The 24,288-nt window shown below is 38.8% G+C and carries 19 protein-coding genes and 1 pseudogene; 12 read left to right on the top strand and 8 right to left on the bottom strand.

Features of this window, described 5'->3' with window-relative positions; all coding sequences use genetic code 11:
* The first annotated feature begins 86 nt into the window (after positions 1 to 86).
* Both CH365_RS07915 and CH365_RS07910 read left to right on the top strand, forming a co-directional pair.
* Positions 87 to 1,229, top strand: coding sequence for an LBF_2804 family protein (locus tag CH365_RS07915; protein WP_100768274.1), 1,143 nt, complete (start codon positions 87 to 89; stop codon positions 1,227 to 1,229).
* 44 nt (positions 1,230 to 1,273) lie between these two features.
* Entirely contained in the window at positions 1,274 to 2,308 is a 1,035-nt protein-coding gene (locus CH365_RS07910; protein ID WP_100768044.1) for an MBL fold metallo-hydrolase, read from the top strand.
* A 342-nt stretch (positions 2,309 to 2,650) separates the two neighbouring features.
* Here the strand turns inward: CH365_RS07910 and CH365_RS19890 are convergent, their stop codons facing one another.
* Positions 2,651 to 3,022: a hypothetical protein gene (locus tag CH365_RS19890; protein ID WP_125226301.1), complete on the bottom strand. Its 372-nt coding sequence runs from the start codon at positions 3,020 to 3,022 to the stop codon at positions 2,651 to 2,653.
* Between the two features lie 235 nt (positions 3,023 to 3,257).
* Here CH365_RS19890 and CH365_RS07905 point away from each other — a divergent pair, with 235 nt between their 5' ends.
* From CH365_RS07905 to CH365_RS07895, 3 genes are all read left to right on the top strand, one after another.
* On the top strand, positions 3,258 to 5,108 hold the full coding sequence (locus tag CH365_RS07905; RefSeq protein WP_125226300.1) for a hypothetical protein: 1,851 nt from the start codon (positions 3,258 to 3,260) through the stop codon (positions 5,106 to 5,108).
* Positions 5,105 to 5,836, top strand: a complete 732-nt coding sequence (locus CH365_RS07900; RefSeq protein WP_100768042.1) for a matrixin family metalloprotease — start codon at positions 5,105 to 5,107, stop codon at positions 5,834 to 5,836. The genes CH365_RS07905 and CH365_RS07900 overlap by 4 nt, the downstream gene beginning before the upstream one ends.
* Before the next feature lie 346 nt (positions 5,837 to 6,182).
* Complete coding sequence (locus tag CH365_RS07895) at positions 6,183 to 6,563, top strand: hypothetical protein (RefSeq protein ID WP_100768041.1); 381 nt, start codon at positions 6,183 to 6,185, stop codon at positions 6,561 to 6,563.
* Between the two features lie 150 nt (positions 6,564 to 6,713).
* Here CH365_RS07895 and CH365_RS07890 read toward each other — a convergent pair whose 3' ends face one another.
* The 3 genes from CH365_RS07890 to CH365_RS07880 are packed head-to-tail and all read right to left on the bottom strand — an operon-like array spanning position 6,714 to position 10,329.
* Positions 6,714 to 7,484, bottom strand: a complete 771-nt coding sequence (locus CH365_RS07890) for a ribonuclease H-like domain-containing protein (protein ID WP_100768040.1) — start codon at positions 7,482 to 7,484, stop codon at positions 6,714 to 6,716.
* 17 nt (positions 7,485 to 7,501) lie between these two features.
* Positions 7,502 to 9,271, bottom strand: a complete 1,770-nt coding sequence (locus CH365_RS07885; protein ID WP_100768039.1) for an apolipoprotein N-acyltransferase — start codon at positions 9,269 to 9,271, stop codon at positions 7,502 to 7,504.
* On the bottom strand, positions 9,268 to 10,329 hold the full coding sequence (locus tag CH365_RS07880) for a lipase secretion chaperone (protein WP_100768038.1): 1,062 nt from the start codon (positions 10,327 to 10,329) through the stop codon (positions 9,268 to 9,270). The genes CH365_RS07885 and CH365_RS07880 overlap by 4 nt, the downstream gene beginning before the upstream one ends.
* 112 nt (positions 10,330 to 10,441) lie before the next feature.
* Here CH365_RS07880 and CH365_RS07875 point away from each other — a divergent pair, with 112 nt between their 5' ends.
* Entirely contained in the window at positions 10,442 to 11,467 is a 1,026-nt protein-coding gene (locus tag CH365_RS07875) for an NAD(P)-dependent oxidoreductase (protein ID WP_100768037.1), read from the top strand.
* A gap of 42 nt (positions 11,468 to 11,509) precedes the next feature.
* Here CH365_RS07875 and CH365_RS07870 read toward each other — a convergent pair whose 3' ends face one another.
* Positions 11,510 to 12,172 carry a flagellar assembly protein FlaA gene (locus tag CH365_RS07870; protein ID WP_100768036.1) on the bottom strand — a complete coding sequence of 221 codons (663 nt, stop codon included), beginning with the start codon at positions 12,170 to 12,172 and terminating at the stop codon, positions 11,510 to 11,512.
* Positions 12,173 to 12,281: 109 nt separating this feature from the next.
* Here CH365_RS07870 and CH365_RS07865 point away from each other — a divergent pair.
* A pseudogene (locus CH365_RS07865) lies at positions 12,282 to 12,721 on the top strand (hypothetical protein).
* Between the two features lie 97 nt (positions 12,722 to 12,818).
* Positions 12,819 to 14,060: a hypothetical protein gene (locus tag CH365_RS07860; protein WP_100768035.1), complete on the top strand. Its 1,242-nt coding sequence runs from the start codon at positions 12,819 to 12,821 to the stop codon at positions 14,058 to 14,060.
* 384 nt (positions 14,061 to 14,444) lie between these two features.
* On the opposite strand, the gene CH365_RS07855 is transcribed toward CH365_RS07860, so the two are convergent.
* Positions 14,445 to 15,077 carry a TetR/AcrR family transcriptional regulator gene (locus tag CH365_RS07855; RefSeq protein ID WP_100768034.1) on the bottom strand — a complete coding sequence of 211 codons (633 nt, stop codon included), beginning with the start codon at positions 15,075 to 15,077 and terminating at the stop codon, positions 14,445 to 14,447.
* A gap of 133 nt (positions 15,078 to 15,210) precedes the next feature.
* On the opposite strand from CH365_RS07855, the gene CH365_RS07850 reads away from it, so the two are divergent.
* A complete protein-coding gene (locus CH365_RS07850) occupies positions 15,211 to 16,494 on the top strand; it encodes an NADH:flavin oxidoreductase/NADH oxidase family protein (RefSeq protein ID WP_100768273.1) in 1,284 nt (427 codons plus the stop codon).
* A gap of 64 nt (positions 16,495 to 16,558) precedes the next feature.
* Here CH365_RS07850 and CH365_RS07845 read toward each other — a convergent pair whose 3' ends face one another.
* The gene (locus tag CH365_RS07845) at positions 16,559 to 17,812 is read right to left on the bottom strand and encodes an MFS transporter (protein ID WP_100768033.1); all 1,254 of its coding nucleotides are present in this window, start codon (positions 17,810 to 17,812) and stop codon (positions 16,559 to 16,561) included.
* Between the two features lie 438 nt (positions 17,813 to 18,250).
* Between CH365_RS07845 and CH365_RS07840 the strand changes: the two genes are divergently transcribed.
* The 3 genes from CH365_RS07840 (at position 18,251) to CH365_RS07830 (ending at position 22,014) form a co-directional block, all read left to right on the top strand.
* Complete coding sequence (locus CH365_RS07840; protein WP_100768032.1) at positions 18,251 to 19,345, top strand: L-dopachrome tautomerase-related protein; 1,095 nt, start codon at positions 18,251 to 18,253, stop codon at positions 19,343 to 19,345.
* A gap of 270 nt (positions 19,346 to 19,615) precedes the next feature.
* Positions 19,616 to 21,223, top strand: a complete 1,608-nt coding sequence (locus tag CH365_RS07835) for a xylulokinase (RefSeq protein WP_100768031.1) — start codon at positions 19,616 to 19,618, stop codon at positions 21,221 to 21,223.
* A gap of 116 nt (positions 21,224 to 21,339) precedes the next feature.
* On the top strand, positions 21,340 to 22,014 hold the full coding sequence (locus CH365_RS07830) for a TetR/AcrR family transcriptional regulator (protein ID WP_100768030.1): 675 nt from the start codon (positions 21,340 to 21,342) through the stop codon (positions 22,012 to 22,014).
* A gap of 82 nt (positions 22,015 to 22,096) precedes the next feature.
* Here the strand turns inward: CH365_RS07830 and CH365_RS07825 are convergent, their stop codons facing one another.
* Positions 22,097 to 24,109 (bottom strand): 1-acyl-sn-glycerol-3-phosphate acyltransferase, encoded by a 2,013-nt coding sequence (locus tag CH365_RS07825; protein WP_100768029.1) that lies wholly within the window; start codon positions 24,107 to 24,109, stop codon positions 22,097 to 22,099.
* Between the last annotated feature and the right edge of the window lie 179 nt (positions 24,110 to 24,288).

Raw genomic sequence — 24,288 nt, 5'->3', positions numbered from 1 at the left:
ATTGGACTTTGGACCCTGAAAACTCTCCGGAAGGTTCCACCATTGAGTTGACTTGCCTCCGAATTTGGTTTCCGATCGTCCTTCTGATGAATGTAAGGGCCGAGTCTTATTCAGATTATAAACCAGGTTTTTTGGAAAAATGGGGGATTAAAGTTCTCCGGAATTATGTCAATGAAGAGAAGGAAGAAGAAAGAACACTTGGCCCAAGCTCGGACTTCTTTCCCAAAAGTACTTGGCTCATCTGGTGGGCGTCCTTCTTAGGATTGCAGATCGGATTTTGGACTACTTATTTTATCATCTTGGTCGAGAAACTTTTTCCGGAATCTCCGGAAGTATTCTCTCCTGAGTTTATAGAAAAATGGAGTTATGCGGGAGCAGCCCTTGCCATTGGAACCATAGTAGAATTTTATCTACTCTATAAATTAGGTTTATGGGCCGCATACAAACTCACAAAACTTTCCGGCATCCGATTGGAAGAAGATCCTGATCTTGTCACTGGAAACGCAAATTTACTTTCCAGAATGGCTTTGGAAATTCCGGACCCTGATCTTAAACTATTAGGAATAGACCCACTTCGACTCACCGACAAAAGAAGTTTACTCATACGAACATTCTTTTATAAGACCAAGGTTTTACTTTCTAACCTTCTCGCAAAAATTGTATTACGAAAAATTTTAGCAAGAAACTCACTTCGAGTATATGCGGACTATATTGCTGCTCCTATCACAGCGATCTGGGACGGAGTGGTCATGTATTTGATCTTAAAAGAACTAAGGATAAGGTTACTTTCCAGGATCATTGCAAGAGAAGTTACCGACGAAATATTAAGGAATACGGATAGACTCAGCAAAGATACAAAGGTAGCGTTCTTGGCAGCAGTAGGAAATTCAGTAGTATTCACACAAGGATTTCATCCCAATTTGGAATACATGCTGATTAAAATGCATAAAGGATTCGGTCTAAATTCTCCGAACGGATCCTTGGATGATCTGGATACGTTCGGAAGTTTGGTCTCCCAATTATCCAAGGAAGAAAGAAAAGCCTGCCTACGCTTATTATGTATTGCATGTTCCTTCGACGGAAAACTTTCTTCTTTCGAAACGAAACATATCAAACGAATTTTGGGAGAAGAAGCTAAGGAAAATTTGGACTCTATTCGAATTCTTTCCGAGTACATCCGAAAAGGAAATTTAGAAGCTTGCAGAGAAAGGAGTCGCCTATTTTCCTAGAAGACGGACTAGGTCGATCTATATAGGTAAGGGAGAATTCGAGTTTGAAAATTTATCATTATGACTCAATTCCAGACGTAAAAGAAATCGGGGACGGAATTTTTAAAACGGAGATCCCTCAACCGTTTTATGCACCTAATAATATTTATATTCTTCCGGAAGGTGAGCCTGCACTGATAGATTCCGGTTATCTTGCCAATTTAGGAATGCTCCAGAGAGCTCTCCGAAAAATTGGACTCAGCCTAAATAAGATCAAACATATCTTCTATACTCATAATCATTTGGATCATCTTAGCGCGGTTCTTACGATCCGATATTATACGGACGCAAAACTTTACGCGATGAAAGGAATGGCTTCCGGGATCGGAAATTATCTGGAACATGTGGAAATGTTCAATAGAGCTTCCAAACGATTGGTGTACAAAGGACATAGAGTTCCGGAAGACAGAAAAAGAGAATTGGTAAGAATAGAAGAAGGAAATCTTAACTTAAGAAATACATTAAGTAGAGGAACTCGTATCGATCCTATATTAAAATTCGATATAGAATTGGTAGAAGGAGATGTGATCCATGCCGGTGGAAGAGATATAGGATTCTTGCATACTCCGGGTCATAATCTTTGGCATCTCACACCTTATATCCTGGAAGAGAATATATTTTTTACCGGAGACTTGGTCTTACAAAACATCTCTTCCATTTATGCTGAGATAGACGGAAACCTAGAGGATTATTACCGTTCTTTGGAAAGGATCTCTAAAATGAGTATCCGCAGATTATTGCCGGCACACGGACCAGAACCGGAATCTCCTCAAAAGGCAATTAAACTTCTACATAAAACATTGCAGATTTTGGAAAGAGGAGTTATCCGCAGACTTAAGGAAAAAGAATACGATCTTTCCGCACTTACTTTGGAAGCTATGGGGGAGAAGGTCGCTAATTCAGGATATTATAATACTGCAATGGCAATCTTACATTCTATGGTTCGCAAGTTTATAGATAAGGGCTGGGTGGAAATTATAGAAACGGAACCACCTTATGAGACCTATCGCTGGATTGCTGGTCAGGAGTCTCAGAGTTAGTGGAGACACAGAGTTAGGAAGAGTTACAGTGTTTTATTTTCTCGGAGAGGCGCAAAGACTCGGAGAATTCTGTTGAAAATTTACTCAATTTTCCCGAATAAGACATTAAATTAGTTTCATATATATAGATTGAAAGTCTTAAAAAGGATTAAGCTGATTATAATTTATATAACTCTTTAGCTTATTTATCATTAGCAAAGCCTGTTTTTAAAGTTATGGCTTCCCTATATGTGATTTTATTCTGAAATAAATTTAAGCATCTTTTTCATTTCCATATTAGATGGTAATGTATCAAAGTTACGCGTCATCTTTATCACGAAGTCTTATTAAATTTAATTATGATTAAGGAGTATAATTATAACCCTCTCCATCAACAATAAGTAATGTTGAGTTTATGGAATATGAGTAGCAATTGAATGGTCCTGACGAAGGGATATATTTTTGACAGAATGATCCTGCATCAATTTTCCATTCAAAATTAATTAATACATCCGAAACTATACAAGAAGGATCGTGAGTTATTATTCGGTAAGTGCCGTAAGTGCTTAAATTAAATTCATAAGTTAATGTATCTGGATCACACGGATTCGGTGTTGAGCTTTGTTGCCAAGTTCCGTAAAATTCTGGATGCTGGGAAAGAGGGATTTCGAATATACTTCTCCAAGTAGTATATAATGCCAATTTTTCCATGTTCTTATTATCTTTTTCAACCACACAATTGGTCGAAAAAAGAAGAATAAATACTATCGAAGCATACTTCATAATATCAAATTATATTTAACGAAGGTTTATTGATCATAGGAATAATTATTTCATTATATTGCAAATGGGATATTTGATTTCAATCATAACTCTTAAAGAAGTAATTCTTTTTCACATTATGCCCTATTGTTTTCTTTTCCAGCAGGTAGTAATTGCAAAATAAAGTCATGCGTGCTTTATGTGGCGAATGTTTTCAAGAATTTCTATTCTATTTATTTTGATATTAACTATTATTAATTGTGGTGAAGCAGGTAAATCTTCGAATTTGTTTCCCGGCTTATTCGCTCAATTTTCCCAAAATGACCAGGAAGCTCAACAAAAAGTCGAAGAGGAAATTAAGACACAAGGCTTTTATTCGAAACACATCCAGTCTAAATTACAAAATTATACAACGATAGTAGAATCGGAAACTACTCCAGATGTAAAAGAACCAGCTTCAGAGTTAAAAGATAAATCCAATGGAATTATTGCATTAAAGAATATAATTATCGGTGAACGCGGTGAAATCAATAGTAATCTATATTCCTTAGGATCATGCAGGGGACTATTTGGAAAGAACGGTTGCTTGAAAAAACTTAGTAGTATTAGCCTATTCTCTAAGACTATACAAAACTCAGGTTTCGAAATAAAGGGTGATAAAGTTTTCTTATTTCCCTATTCCAAGGTCCTCGGAAATATTTTTGCGAATGATCTCATTAGGCTTCCAAATACGACCGTAACAAATTTTACAAATAATATTCCATCACTACCTAAGTTGCCTCCATTTGTTTTTGATCAAAACTCTACGACAAATGAATCCCTAACGCCGTCAAACGGTTTCGAATTATTAGAAGGCAAATATGGTAGAATTAAAATTAAGCCAAAATTTGCTGTAACACTCAAAGGTGGTGTGTACTCATTTAAATCCAAAAGTTTAAATCAATCCTCCTCCCTTATTTGTGAGAAACTTTGCATTATACTTGTAAGTGAAAATGTGGAATTAGGATATAAGTCAAAAATTTATTCTCAATCAAATATATCTAACGATCTCCTTTTATATATTAACAAAATTAAAAAAATAAGAGATTGGATATTTGATGAAGAAGGTTTTTCAGCTACTGGGAATAATTATATAAATGCAAGTATCTATTCCCCTTATGCAGACATACAAATAGGAGATAAGAGTAAAGTAACAGGTATTTTAATAGGGAAAAACGTTTCTATCGCAAACGGGTCTAAGATGGTAAACGATTTTGTTTCCGAACCGGAGATACCATTAACTGACATTGAGTATGAGTTAAGTTCTTACCAACTCTATCTGGATCAGACAATTAAAGTTAGTCAAAATTATGAAAATAATTTAAAGCTGAAACTTAGCGAAATTCTTACAGGAAATCTTTCAAATACTATTAAGTATCCAATTTTTCCCAAAGGAGAGTATTCTAAGATCATTTTTAATATAAAAAAAGCCAAAGGTATAGCTGAGGACGGTTCTGAAATAACTATAAAAATTCCGACTTCGTCAAATGAGCCATATTTAGAAATTAAAGGACCTTTTACTTCAGAAGGCGGAAGAACTGTTAGCATATTGAGTGAAAAAAATCATTCTTTCAGACTTTTTGAATTAATTTCTGGAGAGTATTTTCACTCACCCATATTTACCCTCACAAGTTATTCTTCTTTATCGATCGAGGTGGAGAACAAATTAAGCATATTACCGAAGGAACGGTATGATGAAATAATTACAGAAGCCGATTTAATTTTAACTGCTAGTATTGATTCTACTCAAAGTTACTCAGAAGATTATATGGGTGTTCCATTAATATTTACAATAGCGCAGGTTAAACCTATAAATTGTTTAAAAATGAAATTTGATGTAAATTGTTCACAGAATAATCGCTTCAATGTTAAAGGCTTAGGAGGTAGTATAGGGGACAATATTATGAAAACCCAAAATGCGGCCTATTACAGTACAGGTGATCAATCATTACTTTTTTTAAAAAAATCCATGTCTGATATAATTTCGGTTCAAGGTAACTTCGGAAAGGTCGAATTATGAATTTTAAGAAAATTTTATTTTTTTCATTATTATTATTTCCATTAGCAATTTTTTCATATCAAGTAATGGGATCAAGGTGGGGTTCTCCAATCGGACCAATTAATCCGAATTTCGCGATTTATCAAGCTACCTATGGATATGACAATTCATTTAAGGATAACTTGGGATCAAATTATAACTCCATTGTGGAGCAATCAGTAGCTGCCTGGAATGGAAAATCAAATTTTGTTTATGTTACACCTGCCTCTTTAGATCCTTTTGGTGGAGCTGGCGGTCCCCCGAATGTTCCCTTAAGGTTTGACACTACTTTGAATATTTTAAGGTTTTTAACTCCTAACACTATTGGTGTTACGTTGCCGCAAACGTCAGGTTGGTTATTAACGAGTGCTCCGATTTTTATTTTTGGCTTATATCAAAACGGAAGTGTTAACTATAGCATGTATAATGATCAAAATTATTTCAAAGCAACCGTTACTCATGAATTAGGTCATGCAACTGGATTAAATCATTCTGCAGATTCTTCCGCTATTATGTATCCAACGGTAAATGTGTTTGTTAATAAACCAGCTACTGATGATATAAATGGTATTAGGTCGATCTATGGTTATAGACCACCACCACCATCCCCTGAAGAAGCTGTTGATCAATTCTGCTCTATCTTTGGTTTAGAGGGGAACGACGTCGTATGTTTATTTATTATTTGTTATTTAGCCGGAATTTGTAAATAAGGAGCTGATTGATGAAAAATTTAAGAATCTTTTTGATACTATTTGTTCTTTACAATACTGAACAATTCACTCAGCCCATTGGTCAAGTTTGTACAATCCCATATAGAGGTATTTGTATTGAGCCAAAAAATTCGACCGGTATAAATTTCGTGAAAAATATTTGTGAAACTGGCGGGTTTGTTCTCTCAAATGGAAATTGTGTTTCTCAAACCCCGCTGTCATCTTGCTATATCATTAAAAATGAAATTAGGTACACTGTATATTATTTACCATTTATTTGGGATAATGTAGGTGCAAAGGCGAATTGTTTATCTGTTTCAGGTATTTACTCAAACTAATCTGTTCCATGGCAAATAAAACCTATTTAATTATCGGATTAATATTTTCCCTTTATAGGTGTGTAATTATAGACCTCGAAGCACAGCTTCAAAATAACCTTATTACAAGAAAAGAGGCTGTTGAAAAAATTAGAGATGCATCTATTCTCAAAATTGCTTTGTGCTTAGAAAAAAATGAATTCTCAGATGTTTTAAATTTTACTGACTATACTGATTATCTGATTTGTAATGGATCATGTACTAATTCAAATTATTATAGACTTGAAGATGTTAATTACCTATATAATTCAATTTTATTTCTTCCTTGTGATTTTAGTTCGAAATTTTTAATCCCAAAAATAAATCCTTTTAAAATTGATGATGTTCAACTTAAATATTTAGGTTTTTAAATCAAGGTCACCCTTTTGTTTTAGTATTTTTAGTAATTAGATGATATATACAAAAAGTGAGTCGTCATCACCTCCGCCATCGACGTTTTTATATAAGTAATGCGTCACTGTAATTGCAAGAAGCATCATCTCTTTCTCAATCTTCGTGCCTCAAAGCTCGGGAATCACTTCTCCGAAAAATCGCGTTTCCTTGATCTTTAAGTTATAAGCTTTTATAAACAAAAGTTCTAGATTGACCACATCTTCTCTATTGTACTTCAAAAGAAGATCCAATGCATCCTGGTCATCGTACTGAACATACTGCCACCATAATCGCACTGCATCGGCTCCGTTTACTTCGTATGGGAGATCTCTTTTAATACCTAAGGCCTTCTCGCATCCTTTCAAACCACCTTTGATCCCAAGACTACGCAGAATATACATTAGATCTATATGGCGGTTCTTAAATTTTTTACCGAATTCTTTTTCTAAAAAAGGAACATCGAATGCAGCGCCATTATAAGTCACAAAAACATGGGAAGAAGAAAGTTCTTCCGGAAAATCATCCATGTTTCTGCCTCTAAGATATGTTTTGAAATCTTTACCGTCGTAGGTTCCTACAACAGTCACAAAATCTCCACTTCCTAAACCGGAAGTTTCAATATCCAAGTAGAGAAGGTTTTCTCGGATGATAGGAAATAGTCTCCATTTTTGTTGGCTGGGTAGGGCGAAGAAAAAATAGTCCCAGTTCTTTCTATCCATTTCCTTTCTGGAAAAATCCAGAGAGTCCAAAAGTAATCTGGAATGCATGTCTGAAGGGAATTTTACTTTTTCTTTTAATACTTCTCTGAATTCGTCCCAATGTAGAATTCCTTGGTCCCAAAGTTTTCCCTCTTCGATCACGTCTATGCCGGGGAGATGGCAGAATGTATGTTCTAACAATGATCCCCCTTGGTATGCTAACCCTTAGTTTTGAAAAACGCCTTTTTCCCGACAAGGAAGAATAACGTGAATACCAGAAGAGTATATAGATAAAAAGGGAAATTTCCCCATTCGGAATAGAATGTATTTCCACCTTCTTTTAATTTTGTGGCGGGGAGTAAAAAGGATTTGGTATCTTTTTCTCCATATCTGGTTGGATGATTTAGGCTTCTACCATATGGATCTACTGCGAATGAAATTCCAGTAACCGCAGGGCGAACCAAGGTCAGTCCGAATTCTATCGCTCTAAACCGGACTGCTCCTCCATGTTGCCAGGCTTCGACCTCGGATGAAAACCAGGAATCATTGGTTGGATTTACAAAAAACGTAAACATATCCTTAGATGCGAATTTTACGGAGTCTCTAACAAGATAAGAAAACATCGCCTCGTAACAGATCAAAGGTAGGATCTGGTAGGAAACGGTTTCTTCTTTGCCAGAGCTAGTTAAAATTGGACGAAAATGATCGGGATTTTGGATCAAAGGAGTTTCTTCTTCCGTAGGCAAAGAAGGAATTCTTTCTCTTCGCAAGGAACGACTTCCGATTAAAGGTTTAGGATCACCTCCGGTAATATAAAAGGAAGTCTCCTTAAACAGTTTTCTTAAAAAAGGAAATGTAGACTCGAAAGGAATATATTCTCCGAAAGCGAGCAATCTTCTTTTATCATAACGGCCCACTTCTCCATTAGAAGAAGATAAAAGAGTAACCTGGTTTTTTAAACCTTCCGGAAAACGGTTTAACTCATTGTATAAAATATCCGCGCCGGTTTTATACGTTAGATACATTAAAGCGCCATGGAATGTAGAAGAATATACTCCTTGTCCCAGGTTTTCATTCGGAATAGTTCCATGAAATGGAACAGCAGACTCGGGCAAAAATAACAGGTCTGGAGGTGGAAAAGTTTCTAGAGAAGAACGAAGACCTAATTCCAAACTTGTGCTGATTGTCTGTCCTACAAATTCAGGATTTTCAGCCAGTTCTCTTTTTCCCGGAGAAGTATTGGGTTGTATCAAAACCCCCGAAAGTTTTAAAACACCGTCTTCAACCGCGGGAGTGGAATTCGGAACAGTGTAATCGGGAGCAGAATAAAGTCTAAAACCTCCCAGTGTCCAGACAATCCCGAAAATGAGAATCCCGGCAATTCCATATCTTTTTAAAGAAGGATTCCTAAACAATACTAAAGAAGAACTTCCTAAGAGCAGAAAAAATCCTACTCCAAATATACCTGTCCAAGACGCGATTTGTGAAAAAGAAAGATTTCCTTCCGCTAAATTTCCCCAATACCAAGGGAACAGTTGGGGCATGATCAGATCGGATAGAACTCCCCAAATAGGAAAAATTAACCAACCGAATATAGGAGCCCTATCAGTAGAGTTATTATACTTAGTATATAATGATAAGCTAAAATTCCATCCCAAATAGAAAATGATAAGTTTGCAATGGGAGAAAATTCCATACACCAGGAATAATATCCAAGAGATGGTCGCGCCTGCTCCCGAAATTGCGGAAATAGAAGAGGGGATCCAATAAAATACGATCAAATTAATGATCTGTGAAAGACCTAATAGCCAGAAGATTGCCGACTTAAGTTTCCATTCTCTTAATTCTAAAAATAGAATATAGGCACATAACGCGGAGAGCCCTCCCGCAGGAAAAAACTCGAAGGGCTCCATTCCGAAAAGGATTCCGGACGCGATTCCGATCAGACACAAAAAAGGACGGATCGGATTTCTGGAAAACCGAATCATTTGCCTTGCAAACGTTTTTGGTCTTCTTCTAAGGCTTTTCTTCTACCGTAAGCCTCCGCTTCTTCTTGGCCTAGAATCTTAACTCGGATCTCATTTAGGGCCTTTTCTTTTTCCTCAGGTCTTGCTGTTGGATGGGACTTTAACCAAGTTTGTTCTTCTTGTGCGGTTTGCTCTTCTCTCTTTTTTTCCGCATCTATTTCTTTCAGGACTTTTTCGATCCTGTCTGCGCCATCTTTTCCGAAATATTTTTCTCGGATTGCACGTACCTGAGGATCTTTTTCGGCAGCGGATAATTTGTTTAGATCAGTTTCTTTGAAGTAAAGTTCAGTTTCGTATTTATTGAACTTAGGCTCTCTTTTGTTGATCGTATTATAATAATTTCCGTAAACACCCTTACGATATTCTTCGTATCTCGCGAGCTTTTTATCTCCGGAAAGATTTTTAACCTCGCTCAAGAATTGGTCGTATCCGAATTGGAAATCCTTCTCCGCTTCTTCTAACCCGAAGATCAACTTAGCATCTTGGTCGGAGAAAATCTCTCTTCTCTTCTTCTTTATGATTTCGTAAATTTCTTCTTGGCTTTTGCCCTTAGGTTGTTCAAACTCCCTTAATACGATCTCGTAAGAAAGATACTTTCTGAAAAGACCTACAAGTCTTTCCCCATCCGCTCCAGGATATTGTTCCAAGATGAATGCTTTTACTATTTCGTTACATTGTTCAGGAGTATAATCTGTAGGACATTTTCTTCTCAATTCCCAAAGAGAAGATACCAGATCCAATTCTCCATTGGCGGCATACTTTAGGATCTCGTCGTAACTCAACCATTGGCCGTCTTTGTACAATTCGCGAGAAGTAGCCATGATCTCTGGGTTGATGATCCATTCTCCATTCTCGTTTTGGGTTACGGTAAAGCCTGGAGAATCATCTCCATCAAAACCGAAGTCTCTTCCTTTTGAACCTGGTTCCCAAAGAAGGAATATGATCAATACAATAAGGATGAAAAAACCAGAGGCAAAAAGCCAGATTTTAGGGGGGATTTCTTTTAAACGTTCTAACATTTGAAATATTTACCGGTTGGAAAGCATTGAGGCTATGGATTGGGGGCGAGAAGGCAAGAGTTTTTACGGAAAATAAATTGGCGATTCAGGTCCTTTTTTAAAAGATTCCTTCATGTCTCTTCCAATTCTTTTTTATCCGGAAGGAACCGTCGGTGCTTCGGAAATTTTTTCTCATTTCCGGAACTTAGATGTGAGATCGTACCCTGCCAAATTTCCGGAAGAGATCGAAAAATTCAAACCTACCATATTAATCGCAAACACTAGACTCAAGGTAAATCGAGAGACCTGTCGGAGGTTTCCTAGTGTTAAAATTTTTGCAACAGTGAGTTCCGGCATCGATCATGTGAATTTTTCGGATCTCAAAAAAGAATCTCGAATATTTATCAATTCTCCGGGAAGTAATGCAGGTTCTGTTGCTGAGTATTGTTGGGTATCTTTACTTCATTTTTTTTCGGAAGAAGAATTGAAAAAGAAAAATGTGGGTATCATCGGCTTCGGAAATACAGGCAAGAAGTTCGCCAAAATCCTAGAAAAGAAGAAGATCCCTTATATCTACAATGATCCATTTATCAAGGATCGCTCTCAATCTTTGGATGAGATATTAAAATGTTCCATAATCAGTCTTCATGTTCCGCTTACTGGCGATGGTCCTTATCCTACGACAAATTTATTAGACAAAGATAAAATTTTCAAATTGAAAGAAGGTACACTTCTTCTGAACACAAGCAGAGGAGAAGTTTGGTCCGAAGAAACCTTTCAAACTATTTTGGATAGAACCGATCTATACAAGGTGATAGATGTTTTTTCTCCGGAACCACCCAAAGGAAAGATCGCAGAACAAATGGCGAATTTGGAAAATTCTATCTTTACTCCTCATATCGCAGGATATAGCCAACTGGGAAGATTACTCGGAACGTATCGACTTGCGGAGAAATTATGTATTTTATATAAGGAGCAATCACTTCCTCCGCTTTCCGAATTTTTAAAACCGAACCAACCGATTTCGACCGAAACTTTTTTAAAAGAAGAAGATCGGGACTTGAGAGAATCTTGGAAAAATCAGGATTGGGAATATTTCGAAAAAAGACGGAATTCTTACCCGGCCAGAAAAGATCTGGGACTTGCGAATCTAGATTAGAGAATCCTATAGTTCACTAAACGGATTTCAGGAGTGAAATGACTATTTTACTAAAGCTTTTTCATTCGGAAAAAGAAGATATTTAGGTCTTGTCTTAGCAAGAATATCATCTATTACGAAAACTTCTCTCGTACCTCTTTTTCTTTCGAAGGGTGCTTCGTATAAAAAACCTAAAAACACAAGTTCGGAATTTTGATGAGTAACTAGATCATCTTGTCTCACTTTACGAGTGATGTCTAAAGATAAAACCTTCCATCCAGAAAAATTAAAATGTGTAAGTAATATCTTTTTCATATCCAAACTGGAATCTCTCACTAAAACAAAAAGAGATCCTCCACCATCGTTCGCATACACATGGAATTTGAACTCTTTTACAAACTCTTTAGAAGACCAAGGCTTCTTGAATAAAATCTGAAAGGATTGGTTTTTTTCCGCGCTGAGTTCTACATACAAAGATTTTTCGGATTCTCTTTCGGGAGTTCTGAATACGGTAGAGATCCTAACTTCCGGACTGAAATCAGGACCGAGTTTTGCTTTTACGTTTTCTTCTCCAAATACCTCAGTTTCAAAATCTTGGACTACGTATTCTTTATAAATTCCGGAAAGATCCTTGGATAAGATTGGGCCGGATAAAACACAAATTCCCACAAGTATAAATAAGGAAAAAAATTGCATAAGGTGGGTTTTGAATTTTTTCCAGTTCATATTTCTAATTTCGGCCAGATCTTCAAAAATACTACCATCTCGTTTATTTTCCGAAGATCCGTTTCTCTAAAAACTTGATGGTGTATCTGTCTTTTTAAGAATTAGTCCTATGGATCCTTCGGAAGATTCTTATTTCCCAACTCGATTGGAATTCGGAGATGCATTTCGCTCCGCTTTTCATGAGTTTTTCGGAGATGAGAAAGATTTACAATACGAATTGTACGATTTAAAGTCCGAAAGCTCCGGACCCAAGGCAAAATGGGCCACCTTCTCCATTCGAAATCCACTAGGTGGCAGATCTATTGTGTTTCGATTCGATCCTGATTCCGGCTCCTTCTACGCTATGTTAAAAGTACAAGTGATCCCCGGGGAAGAAGATTGGAGTTTGGATTCTTTTTTCAGAAAAAAGGTTTTTCAGAGATCGGTTCTGCAGAAGTACAAAAAACAGCGGGGGAATGGCTTTTTCATTCCTTAGCCAGACATTATTTAGGAATCATTTTCAGTCATTGTCCTCGTATCCTGGAACCCGATTATAAGTTGGAGCCCTAAACTATCTAAAACGATCCGGACCTGAAAATGATCGCTGGCGTCCCAAAAAAATAAGGGAAAGATCTCGAGGAAATTTGTTATTAAGTAAAGGCTCGGAATGAAAAGAATCGTTCTTTTAATTAGTATTTTTCAAATCTTATATTGTAACCAAGCAAAGGAAGTGAATATAGACGCTTCCCAATCTTTAGTGGGTCTTTCTCTGGATTTATCATTGTCTGAGGCTCTTCAACCGGATTCTGAACTGGGCCCAGAATTTTTAGCAGTAGGTCTCGGTTGCATTATATGGACTAGCAATGATGGAGTCACTTGGGCTGCAACCGGAGGTTCTTCTGTTCTACCGGATTGTACGGGCAACTTATATTCGGTTACTTACGGCAATGGACTTTACGTAGCTGTAGGAACTCTTTCTGCAGGATTTGATTCACGAACAAATAATTGTGGGCTATGGACAAGTCCAGATGCAGAAACCTGGACAAGAATTCCTTGCCCTAATAGCAGTATATACTCCTCCCAAGGAAATTTGCCTCTTCGTTCCATTTCTTATGGAAGAGTGGGTGGTGTAAAAAAATTCGTAGCTGCAGGTTCTAAGTTTGGTTCGGACTCTAGTGCGGACCAATTGTACATGATCCAAAGTACAAACGGGAAAACTTGGACAGTGATGCAAGATATTCCTTACACTGACCATGGTACTGCAAATGGATCTTGTTTTGTGATCTTTCATAACGATACCTTGTATTGCCCGCAAGAAGGAGGTTCTTATAACGCCACTTTGGAATACAATCCTAGTACTTCTACTTCCAGCATGTCGGCTTTTCCATCGAGTGCTGATTCCTTAGAAAACTTAACGTATGCCCCTCCAAATACTTCCGTGTATGATATGTATTCCTTCCAGTTTTTCGTATCTAGGGCAAATTCACTTTTTGTTTTTGGGACAAGAGAGACTGATAATATAGCAGTCAGTTCTCGAATGAGTACGAGCGGAGTATGGCCTGCTTCTGTTGCGGTGGGATTTGGAGCGAATAATAGGCCGAACGGGTTTGCAAACGACGAATCAGGAAATATTTACACTTTCGGGAATTCATGCAAATGGGCTTACTCTTCCAATCAGGGAAGTTCTTGGACTACGATCAATACGTTGGATGCTTGTGGAACTAGCAGTTCATATGAGGATTGGATCTTTGCTACATATAGTTCGAAACTGAATCGAATTGTAGCTGTCGGCGACGCAGGTTCTATTGGTACTACAGGAGTTTCGCCAACTCTAAGTTCCGATTGGACGTACTTAAAAGTACCTGGGGCAAATACGGAGATTACTTCTATCGTTAGTAAAAACAAGTAAGCTCTTGCAAAACCTAGATAAAATATAAATCTAGGGAGAAGATGGACCCAATTCTAATTATAGTAATCGTATCCGGATTTGTCGTCGGGATCGTGTACGGTCTTTGGATCAAAAAAAGACATAAAGAATTAAAATAATTTAATCCTTGGTCGACAACACTCACTTAAGGGACTCTAAAAAAAATCCAAAAATTGACCGTCTTACATTTTTCATTTGTTATCTAATATGTAGAGATGAAGAACAAAAGATTCGAATTGAAACTTTGGAAATTTTATAGGATCGTCAGACCGTTAATGGCGATCCTTATTTCTTTAGCGTTCTTGCTAGTGAGTATTTATCTTCCGATCAAGATTTGAAGAACTCTCTCTTCAGAATGATGATCCCTTAAATTTCGCAGTTATCCTGAGGAAGGAATAACATAGATTTAAAAAATACCTTCAGGACTTCTCTGCCTACAGTTTGCAAAGCCCTCTTATTGGAAATATCGGATTGGATCTGTAATCCGTCAAAAAGAGCAAGTAATGTCCTGGCAGAAAGTTCTGGTGAAAGATCAGCCTTGATCTTGCCGCTTTCCTGGGATTCCTTAATTGTCTTAGCGAAAAGTTTTTCTAAAGAATCATAAAAACTTAATATTTCTTTTTCCATTGCTCCGCAGGCTGTCGCTTCAGCAAACAAACGAGGACTACAATTCCCTTCTACCGCTAATCGATTCGCGAGTCTTTCTAAATATTCCACCAATCTTAAGTGGGAGGGGAGGGCTTTTACTTCAGGTTCTTCGAACCCGAATCTTTCCCAGGACAAAAAGTTTTGGATAAGAGTGTCCCTGATCTCTTCTTTGCTCTCGAAATGGAAATAGATCCCACCTTTGGTAAGACCTGCCGCATCCGCAATGTCCTGGACAGAGGTTCTTTCGAAACCCTTGCTAAAAAAACATTGCATAGCTGCTTGAAGGATGGATTCCTTTCGGACCTCCTCCGGCATTTTTTTCCAGCCTGGCTTAGCTTTGTTCAGCTTCATTCCTGCCCTCTGTTTCTAAACTTTTCCTCGACCCGTCAAACGAATTCTCCAAAATTCCCAAAAATAAATACCAACCGGTAGGAATTTTTATTGACCAGGCCAGTCCAATAAATACCGAATGGTAGGAAATAACTTGAGTGAGAATTTTATGATCCAGGCATTATCCAAGGAAGGAATATCCTCCGAACTGAAACTTCCAAATGGTCAGATACTCAAAAACAGAATTGTAAAAGCTTCGATGGAAGAAGGTCTTTCGGACAAGGAATTTCTTCCTAGCCAAAGATTGTTCAAACTTTATGAAAGATGGTCCCAATCAGGAGCGGGCCTTCTTCTTACCGGAAACGTAATGGTGGACCCGAATGGACTCACCGGTCCCGGCAATGTGATCTTAAGAAATGGAATGGATCTTTCTTCATTGAAAAAATGGGCAGAGATCGGACAATCCGGTGGCTCCAAAATTTGGATGCAGATCAATCATCCGGGAAGACAAACATTCGGTTTTATTACTGAGACTCCTGTTGCTCCTTCTCCAATAAAAGTGCATATACCAGGAAGAATGTTCGCAAAAGTTTTTGGAGAACCCAGAGAATTAAGAGGAGAAGAGATCAAAGTCCTCATCCAAAAGTTCATAGATGCTGCAGTCATAGCCGATAAGGCAGGATTCAATGGAGTAGAAGTTCATTCAGCTCATGGATATTTATTAAACCAATTCTTGTCTCCAATTACTAATATTAGAAAAGATGAATGGGGCGGCTCTTTAGAGAATCGGGCAAGATTCCTTTTAGAAGTTTTGAAAGGTATCAAAGCTTCCGTTCGATCCGATTTCGGAATTGGGGTCAAATTAAATTCTGCGGACTTCCAGGGAGGAGGTTTCCAAGAGGAAGATTCTATCCAAGTTATCAAAATGCTGGAACCGATCGCTTTGGATCTTTTGGAAATTTCAGGAGGGAATTATGAATCTCCTGCAATGCAAGGAACAGGCACGAACAAAAGAGAAGCATACTTTTTAGATTTTGCTAAAAAGGCAAAAGAGATCACTAAAATTCCTCTACTAGTCACCGGCGGATTTAGAAGTAAATCTGTAATGGAAGAAGCTATCGTTTCCAAAGAAGCAGATTTAGTCGGGATCGCAGCACCTTTTGCGTTTCATCCTACATTCGTAAATGGATTACTTTCCGGAAAAATAGAAAAGGTCTCTGTAGAAATACCGAAACTTTCTAATCCTGCGTTAAATTCACTTTCTAAGATGTCCGCGATCCGTCTTCAGTTCAGAAGAATGGGAGAAGGAAAAGAACCTAGGCTTCCAGGTTCTTTGATCTGGAATATGATTAGAGATCAGATCAGGGGAAGACGTAATGCGAAGAAATACAAAAAATTTTTGGAACGAAATTTCTCAAAGCGGATCGCATCTAAATGACGACTTAATCCATTGAATAGCAAACCTTAAACCGTCCGTCGGAGAAATTCCGACGGACTTTTTTTTATTTTCTGGAGAAAGAATTCTCTTGGACTTTTGCTCCTAACATCAAAGGAGATTCCTTGAGTAAAAAAGATAAGGCTAGGTTCAATACCCCAAGACCTATGAATATTTTTAAGAATAGATCTATTCCTAAAAAGTTCAGCCCTAAAATAAAGAAGATCCCGGATATCTGACCGATCCAAAGTAAAAGCCCTTGGGAAGAAGATTCAGGTGCAGGAGAGGTGATCTCAGCGCAGTATTGAAACCCGATCGGTGCTCCGATTCCAAGTAAGAAAAATCCTATCAAGAATGCCCCGGTTAAAACTAAGTTATAGTCGTTTGCTAAGGAGAATAATAACATTCCAGGCAAAAATCCAGCCATCGAAATCACTAAGAAAGGTTGTCTTTTGCCCAGCTTATCGGAGATTAATGGAACAAAGACGCCTGCGATAATTCCGGACATAAGCATCATTCCTGCAATTTCTCCGGACTGGGTCATGTTTAAATGTTTAGTTTCACAGATCTGGTCTATACAAGTGCTAACTGCATTAAAAATTCCTAATCCAATCAGGAATAGAAGTAGTGATTTTCGCATGTCCTTTTGGCTAAGGATATGTTTTAAACCTTCGAATACCTTAAATTTGGAATTTTGCTGACTTGCTAGATCTGGAGCAGTCGGAGGTTTCTCTTTGAAGAATGCCAAAAACACTACGGCTCCTGCTATTGCCACCAATCCATAATTCAAAAGTATACCTGGGATCTCTTGTGGATTCGGATTCACTTCTCCTAACATTCTAGGAGTGATTGCCATTACTAAAATAATACCTATAAATTGGGCTAAGGTTCCGATGGCTACAGCAGTAGCTCTTTCTGTAATAGGAAACCATTGTACGCTCACTTTTGTGACTGCGTTTAAGATGAAAGGTTGTGCAATCGCCAAGCCGATTTGAGATGCGATCACTATACTGAAATTATCCGCATATACTCCTTTGCTTAAGGAGAAAATTCCTGTCAGAGCAGCGCCCACTCCGACTCCGATTCGGATTCCGTAAGTATCGATGATATAAGAAGCAGGGATTGCCATTAATACGAATACTCCCATGAAGATCAGGGAGAGAAGATCTATCTGAAGGCTTGATACATCGTAAAATACTTTAGCCTCTCTGGCTATAGGCGCAAAAGTCAGCCATTGGATTTGGATAATCGCCGTAATTAACGCGTATAGACCAAGAATCACCCATCTGTAGCCGTATACCTTTACTTGGTTTTCACGCATAGAAAGCCCCGTTTTTATTTAAATAGTGGAAGATAATAATTCGCATCACTTAGGTCCGAGGGAATCATCACAATCTATGCTCGGAAGTAACAATGACAGTATAGGAGGTATATGTTCTAGTTCCAAGCAAATTATAATTTTGGAATAAGAAGTACCTGCTATTTTAATTTCTAATTATAACGACTTAAATATTATGCGAATAAGTGATTTTGTAAAATGTAAGACGCATATAAGTGCACGGTAATTCGATCCTATAATCCCGTTCTTTTTCACAATCACATGAGATTTAATCAAGACCTAGTACTTTATGAAATAAGAAAGTTGTAAGTTTAGATTTTTGAGAAGGGACCGACTTCTTAAATTCGGACGTTCGACTTAAACAATGCGGACGACCCTTTTCTTTTTTGCCTTATGATATGAGGCAGTGGAGAAAATTTTATGTTAAAAAAATGGGCTATAGTCTTAGCATTGGTTTCGGCCGTTGTAAAATGTGAAACAGGAAATTTAGAAGATAGGACAACGTTACCAAAGTATCCGAATTCTTCTCTGGAAAAAGTGATCCAGCTGGATCGTCCTCCTGGCAATATAAGTGCATCGACATCGGGAAGGATCTTCTTCTCTTTTTTCCCCCAAGGATCACCTCCGATTAAAGTGGCGGAATTAAAGAACGGCCAGGTCCTTCCTTTTCCGAACCAGAACTTTCAGAAAAACTTCAATACAGTCCTTTCAGTGAGAGTGGATGATAAGAATCGGCTCTGGACCCTGGATTACGGTAATTTAGGACTAACGAGACCAAAGGTTTATGCATTCGATATAGAAACTGGGGCTACGATCCACGAGTATGAATTCCCTATTTCGATCGCTCCTAAGGATTCTTTGTTCAATGATATGCAGATTGATACGGTGACTGAAACAATCTTTATCACGGATACAAGCCCTTTGATTCCTGATCCTGGGTTAGTGGTATATGATATCACAAACAAAAAAGCAAGACGCCTGCTGAAAGATCATGCTTCCGTAGTGGGAGAAAGAAACGAGATCGTGGTAAATGGGGCTCCTTTCCAGGTGGCAGGTGTTTCTATCATATTTAATGCGGATTCTATCGCTTTGGATCAAAATAAAGAATGGTTATATTTTGCTCCTTTTACTTCCGGAGAATTATATCGCGCTAAAACGAACGTTTTGCGGGATTCCACGTTAACCGCAGCTCAACTGGCGTCACAGGTAGAACAATATTCTTTAAAATCAATGAGTGACGGTATTAGCATCGATAAGAGCGGAAATATTTATGTGACCGACGCGGAGCATTCTGCAGTGAACCTGATCGATCCTGATAAAAAGATTACCACATTATTCAAGGATCCGAGTTTCCGTTGGCCCGACGGATTTAGTTACGCTCCGGATGGATATATGTATCTAACTTGCAGCGCGTTAAACGAAGTATTCCTGCAAACAGACGCGACCATTTTAAGTAAAGGACCTTATTATATTTATAGATTCAAGCCGGAAGCGGAAGGGATCATAGGTAGATAATTTTTATCAAGTGACTGGGGGCGACTCCTCGCTTCGCTCGGACCGCGCTGCTCCTGGCTACGCGTTCGCTCCGGTCCCTTTGGGACTTCCCCTGCGCATCGCTGTCGCGGCTGGTTCCCGCGATTCTATTGACACGAAAGGACAATCACATATAACCGCCTTCTCATTTTAGAAAAAAGGATTGCCCTTTTTAGGGGACTTTCCAATCTCCTGATGAGTGAGTGCTCACTCATCGAGTGATTCGTTATTGGGCCTCGGAGGATCTGCTGCATGAAATCAAAAGTCTATGTTTTGGCTTACGATATAGGAACTACCGGGACCAAAACTTGCCTATTTGAAATAGGTGATAGGCTTACTCTTGTACATTCTGCGACGCAAGAATATGGACTCACACTTTTAGAAGGCGGAGGAGTAGAGCAGGATCCTCAAGATTGGTGGAATTCCATGAGAGACACCACTGCCCAAGTCTTAAAAGAAGCGAAACTTGACCCTGCGGAAATTCGTGGAATCTCCTTCTGTTCCCAAATGCAAGGTCTCGTCTTAGTGGATAAGGATCTGAAACCGGTTCGTCCAGCAATGAGTTATATGGACCAAAGAGCCCGCGAACAAATGAAAAAAGGAATTGAGCATGGGATCAAGATAGAAGGTCTGAATGCATATAAACTTCTTCGTTCCTTACAGATTACAGGTGCAGTCGCGGGAAGTGTAAAGGATCCATTATGGAAATATAAATGGGTCGAGGCCAAAGAAGCCGAAAGATTTGCTAGAGTTCATAAGTGGTTGGATGTGAAAGATTATCTGACCACCAGATGTACTGGCAGGGCGACCATGACCCTGGATTCCGCATTTGCCACTTTCTTATATGATTCTCGTCCAGGCAAAAGCCGTTGGCATAAAGGACTTTGTAAAATGTTCGGAGTTCGTCCGGAACATCTTCCTGATCTCATTCAATCTACCGATTTGATCGGTGGACTGACTGAAACCTCAGCAAAAGAACTTGGGCTAAAAGAAGGAACTGCAGTTTTTGGCGGCGGAGGGGATGCCACTCTTATCGGAATAGGGGCAGGCGCTGTAGAAGAAGGAGACACTCATATTTATGCCGGGACCTCCGGTTGGGTTTCTACGGTGACTAAAAAAAGGACTGTGGATATCAACGCTAGGATTGCATCTATCGTGGGCGCGAGAGCCGGTTATTATAATTATTTTGGAGAACAGGAAACCTCGGGTAAATGTCTGCAGTGGGTCAAGGATCATCTTGCCCTAGACGAGATAGATGTTTATTTAGAAAAAAAGAATGTAACAGAAGGTGAAGACGCAGTGCACGAAAGTCTTTTTGCATTTTTGTTTGAATCCATCAAGGATACTCCTGCAGGAAGTGATGGAGTTATCTTCACTCCTTGGTTGCACGGAAACCGTTGCCCTTTCGAAGATCCAGCAGCACGAGGAATGTTCTTCAATATAGGTTTGGACACTGGAAAAAGAAAGCTAATCCGATCTGTAATCGAAGGAATTTCATTTCATAAACGTTGGATTTTAGAGTTATCTCAGGCAAAGGTCCCCGCTTCATCTACAATTCGATTTGTGGGAGGTGTCGCACGTTCTCCTATCATTTGCCAGATCTTGGCGGATATTACGGGCAGAACTATCGAAACAATTGATCATCCTCAAAATGCTGGAGCTACTGGTGCGGCAGCGATAGCTGCATTAGGATTAGGTAAAATTCATTCTTTCGAAGAGATCAAAAATCTAATACCGAGTAAAGAAAGATGGAATCCGAATCCCGTGAATAAATCGGTATACGATCGAAATTTTTCCGTATTCAAAAAATTGTACGAGGCTAATAAGGCGCATTACGCAATCTTAAATACATATAAATAAAAAGGACCGAGCTTATCCCATAAGGGACTCCTTATGAAATACACTTTTAAGGGTATGGATATTTTTGTGATTCAAGAATAGAATTCACGATCTCGGTTCAGGCAGGGTGTCAACAGATGAAGAGAATAGAACAGTCCAATCGAGTTCGGGCGAAAATTTTAGAAGTATCCCGAAAACTTTTCGTAAGTGAAGGATATGAGAAGGCGACCATACGTAGGATCATCGAGGAAGCAGAGATCACTACCGGAAGTTTGTATCATTTTTTCAAGAACAAGGAAGAGATACTCCTCGCAATCGCGGGAGAAGTATTCAATGAAGCAGGCGAGACCGCAGAACGTCTGGTAGGTGAAATGGATCCTCCTTTGGTTTTTGCCATGGAAGTAGGATTACAATTCTATCTTTGCCAGAAAAAACTCACCATAGCGGAAACATACTTGGCTGCTTATAAAACCCAAGGTGTGACCGACATGATCGGAAACCGAGGCTCATATAGAAGTAAAGCCTTATTCGAAAAATATAATCCTGAGTTTGATGAGCAGGAATACCTGATCCGCACCTTGGCATTCAGAGGTGTATTCCAAAGTCTTTTGGAAGAAATGGTACATTCCGGAAAAATAGACAGACTCAGAATGATGGCTACAGTCATCCAACTGGGACTGACTACATTCGGAGTTCCTAAAGAAGAAATGGAGATCGCATTACAAAAAACTTTCCGACTTCTGAAAGAAAGAGCTACCGAGATAGAAGCTCTATCAGAAGGGTTGCTGGAAATTTTCGTAAACGGACGATAAAATTTTGGTAGGAAAATAAAAACGGCGAAAAGGAAATTACTCCGCTCGCCGTTTTGACTCTAAGAGAGGTATTCTACTTTGTTTACACTCTCGAAAGTCTTTCTTCCATTCCTTCTGCAACTTTGCGAACGTCTTTCTTATTGATGACAACTTCGTAAGCTGCATACATGATTGGAACCTCGTTCGGATCTATTTTCATTAGGTTTGGCATTACTTTCAATCCGTAGAATCCGTTAGACATCTTCTCGGAAGGATGGCCGTTTGCTATATCGTAGCCGGTCTTTCTGTCTTTTGCATCCGTTCCAAAACAGGATAACATAAAGTCGGTCAATCCGGATAAACCTTGGAATGTTTCCGGTTTTCCTCCCATACTAACTCCCACTTTTACCATTTCGTTGAAGAAACGATTAGAAAGATGGAATAGGGAATTATCCACATTCCCGCCTAGGGTTTGTTGGAAATAACCTTCTACAATTCCCATTACAAGAGCGTAAATTGTTTTGAGAGCTCCACCTAATTGGACCCCTTTTACATCGGTAGGAATGATCGCAGGTCTTGGGAAAATATAACCAGTAGTTAATAATTTTTGAATACGAGGTATTAGGCTCTCATTCACGGCCGCTATCTCGAATCCTGAAATTTTTCTTTCCATGATCTGGTCCGGATAAGAAGCACCGGAGATCACTCCAATCCTATCATCTTCCAATCCTAATCCATGTTGCAGATCGTCCAGGATCAAACCTGCACTCGTAAATCCTTTGATAATATTGAAGAATGGAGCCTTGTTCTTAGAAAGATGAGGTTGCAGATCTGGATAGATCGTATGCAATTCCCAAGGATTGGTTCCTTGGATAAACAAGGTCGCTGTTTTTAATTCTTCCGGATCAGAAGTAAATGTTAGGTTTGGAGGAAGTTTATAGAGAGAATAAGTTCTGAGATCTCTTCTTTCTGCATTGGACTGAGAAGTATATTCGCTGTCAGGATGATAAACTAAAACATTAATATCTTTGTTTGCAAGTACGGTTGCGATCGCAATTCCCATACTGCTGTTTCCGATCACGACCACTTTTTCTTTTGGTTCTTTAGGCACCTTGATCAGTTTGTTTTGGTCTCTTGCATCCGCACTGTACAAGTTCCTGTAAATACCATGTTGGTGTTTGTTTAGGTTTTGTCCTACAAGCAAAGCTAAATTATCGATCAGGAATTGTTTTTTGTCTCCATGTTCAGGGAATGGAAGATGTTCAATATCCTTAGGGAAATGAGCCATTTCCTTTTTGGACAATTCCCCAACTAACACAGGTTTACCGATCGTTAGTTTTCCTGCTACCTGATTGAAAAGTAAACTTGTGGTAGGAAGGATTTTGTCGGTCTTCTCCAAAGAAATTGGAAGAATGACCTTATTTGCAACATAGTGATAGACAGTGTCCACAAAAGGCATTAATCTTCCGTCTCTGGATCTGGTTCCTTCTGGGAAGATTGCAGCGATCTTTCCTTCTTGTTGTAGTTTTTGGGAATGTCGGAATGCCCTCATATTAATTTTGGTCATTACGTCGGAAAGACTTGGGTTATCCGCCATATCTCTTTTTGAACAAACAAGCAGAGTCCCGAACATATACAGCCCTAGTCTGGTAAAATCAGGCTCATATGCTAAACGTCCGGCGATGAACACCAATTGTTCCGCGACTTCTCTACCTTCTGGAGAAGCGTGATATAAAAGTTGGAAGATTGCAGGAGCATCCAAATGGCTGAGGTGGTTGGAAATCAAGGTGACCGGGTATTTTCCGATCAAAGGTTTAACTGCGCTTAAGTTTTCGATACCTTCTACCGTAAAAAATTTCATGATAGGAGAAAGGAATTCGATCATGAATTCGCGGGCCTTCTTTTCAGGAGGGGTATAAACACCGATTTTTTCGAGAGAGGATGGATCTTTAAAAACATCCATGACCGGAGGCATTGGAGTTACGGAACAAAGATAAAGAAATTTTTGAAGTATCTTTTTTGCTTCTTCTTCGCTCATCCCTGATCTTTTGAAAAGGTGAATGTTCTCGAAGAATTCCTTCTGCCATCTTCCGACGGATTGTTCTTTTTCTGCCATGGTACGCTCAGTATGTAAGTCTTGCGGTTAATCTGGTTTCGGTGCTTAGAGCTCGAACTTTAAGGTTCGATACGCGATTTCCGGAGAATACTTTCTATCCTTGGAAGGCTTATTGTCATTCTATTTTTTGGGAAAAACGATTTGAATTCTACCCTAGCCAAAAGGAACTGTTCTTTGGG

The sequence above is a fragment of the Leptospira neocaledonica genome, assembly GCF_002812205.1.
GTDB lineage: Bacteria > Spirochaetota > Leptospiria > Leptospirales > Leptospiraceae > Leptospira_B > Leptospira_B neocaledonica.
Note: the sequence above shows the minus strand (reverse complement) of the source record. Positions and strands in the feature narration are given on the sequence as shown.

Coding starts and splice junctions, on each gene's coding strand:
- CH365_RS07915 (WP_100768274.1), top strand. CDS start 87: ATGAATGTAAGGGCCGAGTCTTATTCAGATTATAAACCAGGTTTTTTG.
- CH365_RS07880 (WP_100768038.1), bottom strand. CDS start 10,329: ATGTTAGAACGTTTAAAAGAAATCCCCCCTAAAATCTGGCTTTTTGCC.
- CH365_RS07870 (WP_100768036.1), bottom strand. CDS start 12,172: ATGAACTGGAAAAAATTCAAAACCCACCTTATGCAATTTTTTTCCTTA.
- CH365_RS07830 (WP_100768030.1), top strand. CDS start 21,340: ATGAAGAGAATAGAACAGTCCAATCGAGTTCGGGCGAAAATTTTAGAA.
- CH365_RS07855 (WP_100768034.1), bottom strand. CDS start 15,077: ATGAAGCTGAACAAAGCTAAGCCAGGCTGGAAAAAAATGCCGGAGGAG.
- CH365_RS07875 (WP_100768037.1), top strand. CDS start 10,442: ATGTCTCTTCCAATTCTTTTTTATCCGGAAGGAACCGTCGGTGCTTCG.
- CH365_RS07845 (WP_100768033.1), bottom strand. CDS start 17,812: ATGCGTGAAAACCAAGTAAAGGTATACGGCTACAGATGGGTGATTCTT.
- CH365_RS07885 (WP_100768039.1), bottom strand. CDS start 9,271: ATGATTCGGTTTTCCAGAAATCCGATCCGTCCTTTTTTGTGTCTGATC.
- CH365_RS07825 (WP_100768029.1), bottom strand. CDS start 24,109: ATGGCAGAAAAAGAACAATCCGTCGGAAGATGGCAGAAGGAATTCTTC.
- CH365_RS07905 (WP_125226300.1), top strand. CDS start 3,258: ATGTTTTCAAGAATTTCTATTCTATTTATTTTGATATTAACTATTATT.
- CH365_RS07900 (WP_100768042.1), top strand. CDS start 5,105: ATGAATTTTAAGAAAATTTTATTTTTTTCATTATTATTATTTCCATTA.
- CH365_RS07835 (WP_100768031.1), top strand. CDS start 19,616: ATGAAATCAAAAGTCTATGTTTTGGCTTACGATATAGGAACTACCGGG.
- CH365_RS07860 (WP_100768035.1), top strand. CDS start 12,819: ATGAAAAGAATCGTTCTTTTAATTAGTATTTTTCAAATCTTATATTGT.
- CH365_RS07840 (WP_100768032.1), top strand. CDS start 18,251: ATGTTAAAAAAATGGGCTATAGTCTTAGCATTGGTTTCGGCCGTTGTA.
- CH365_RS07895 (WP_100768041.1), top strand. CDS start 6,183: ATGGCAAATAAAACCTATTTAATTATCGGATTAATATTTTCCCTTTAT.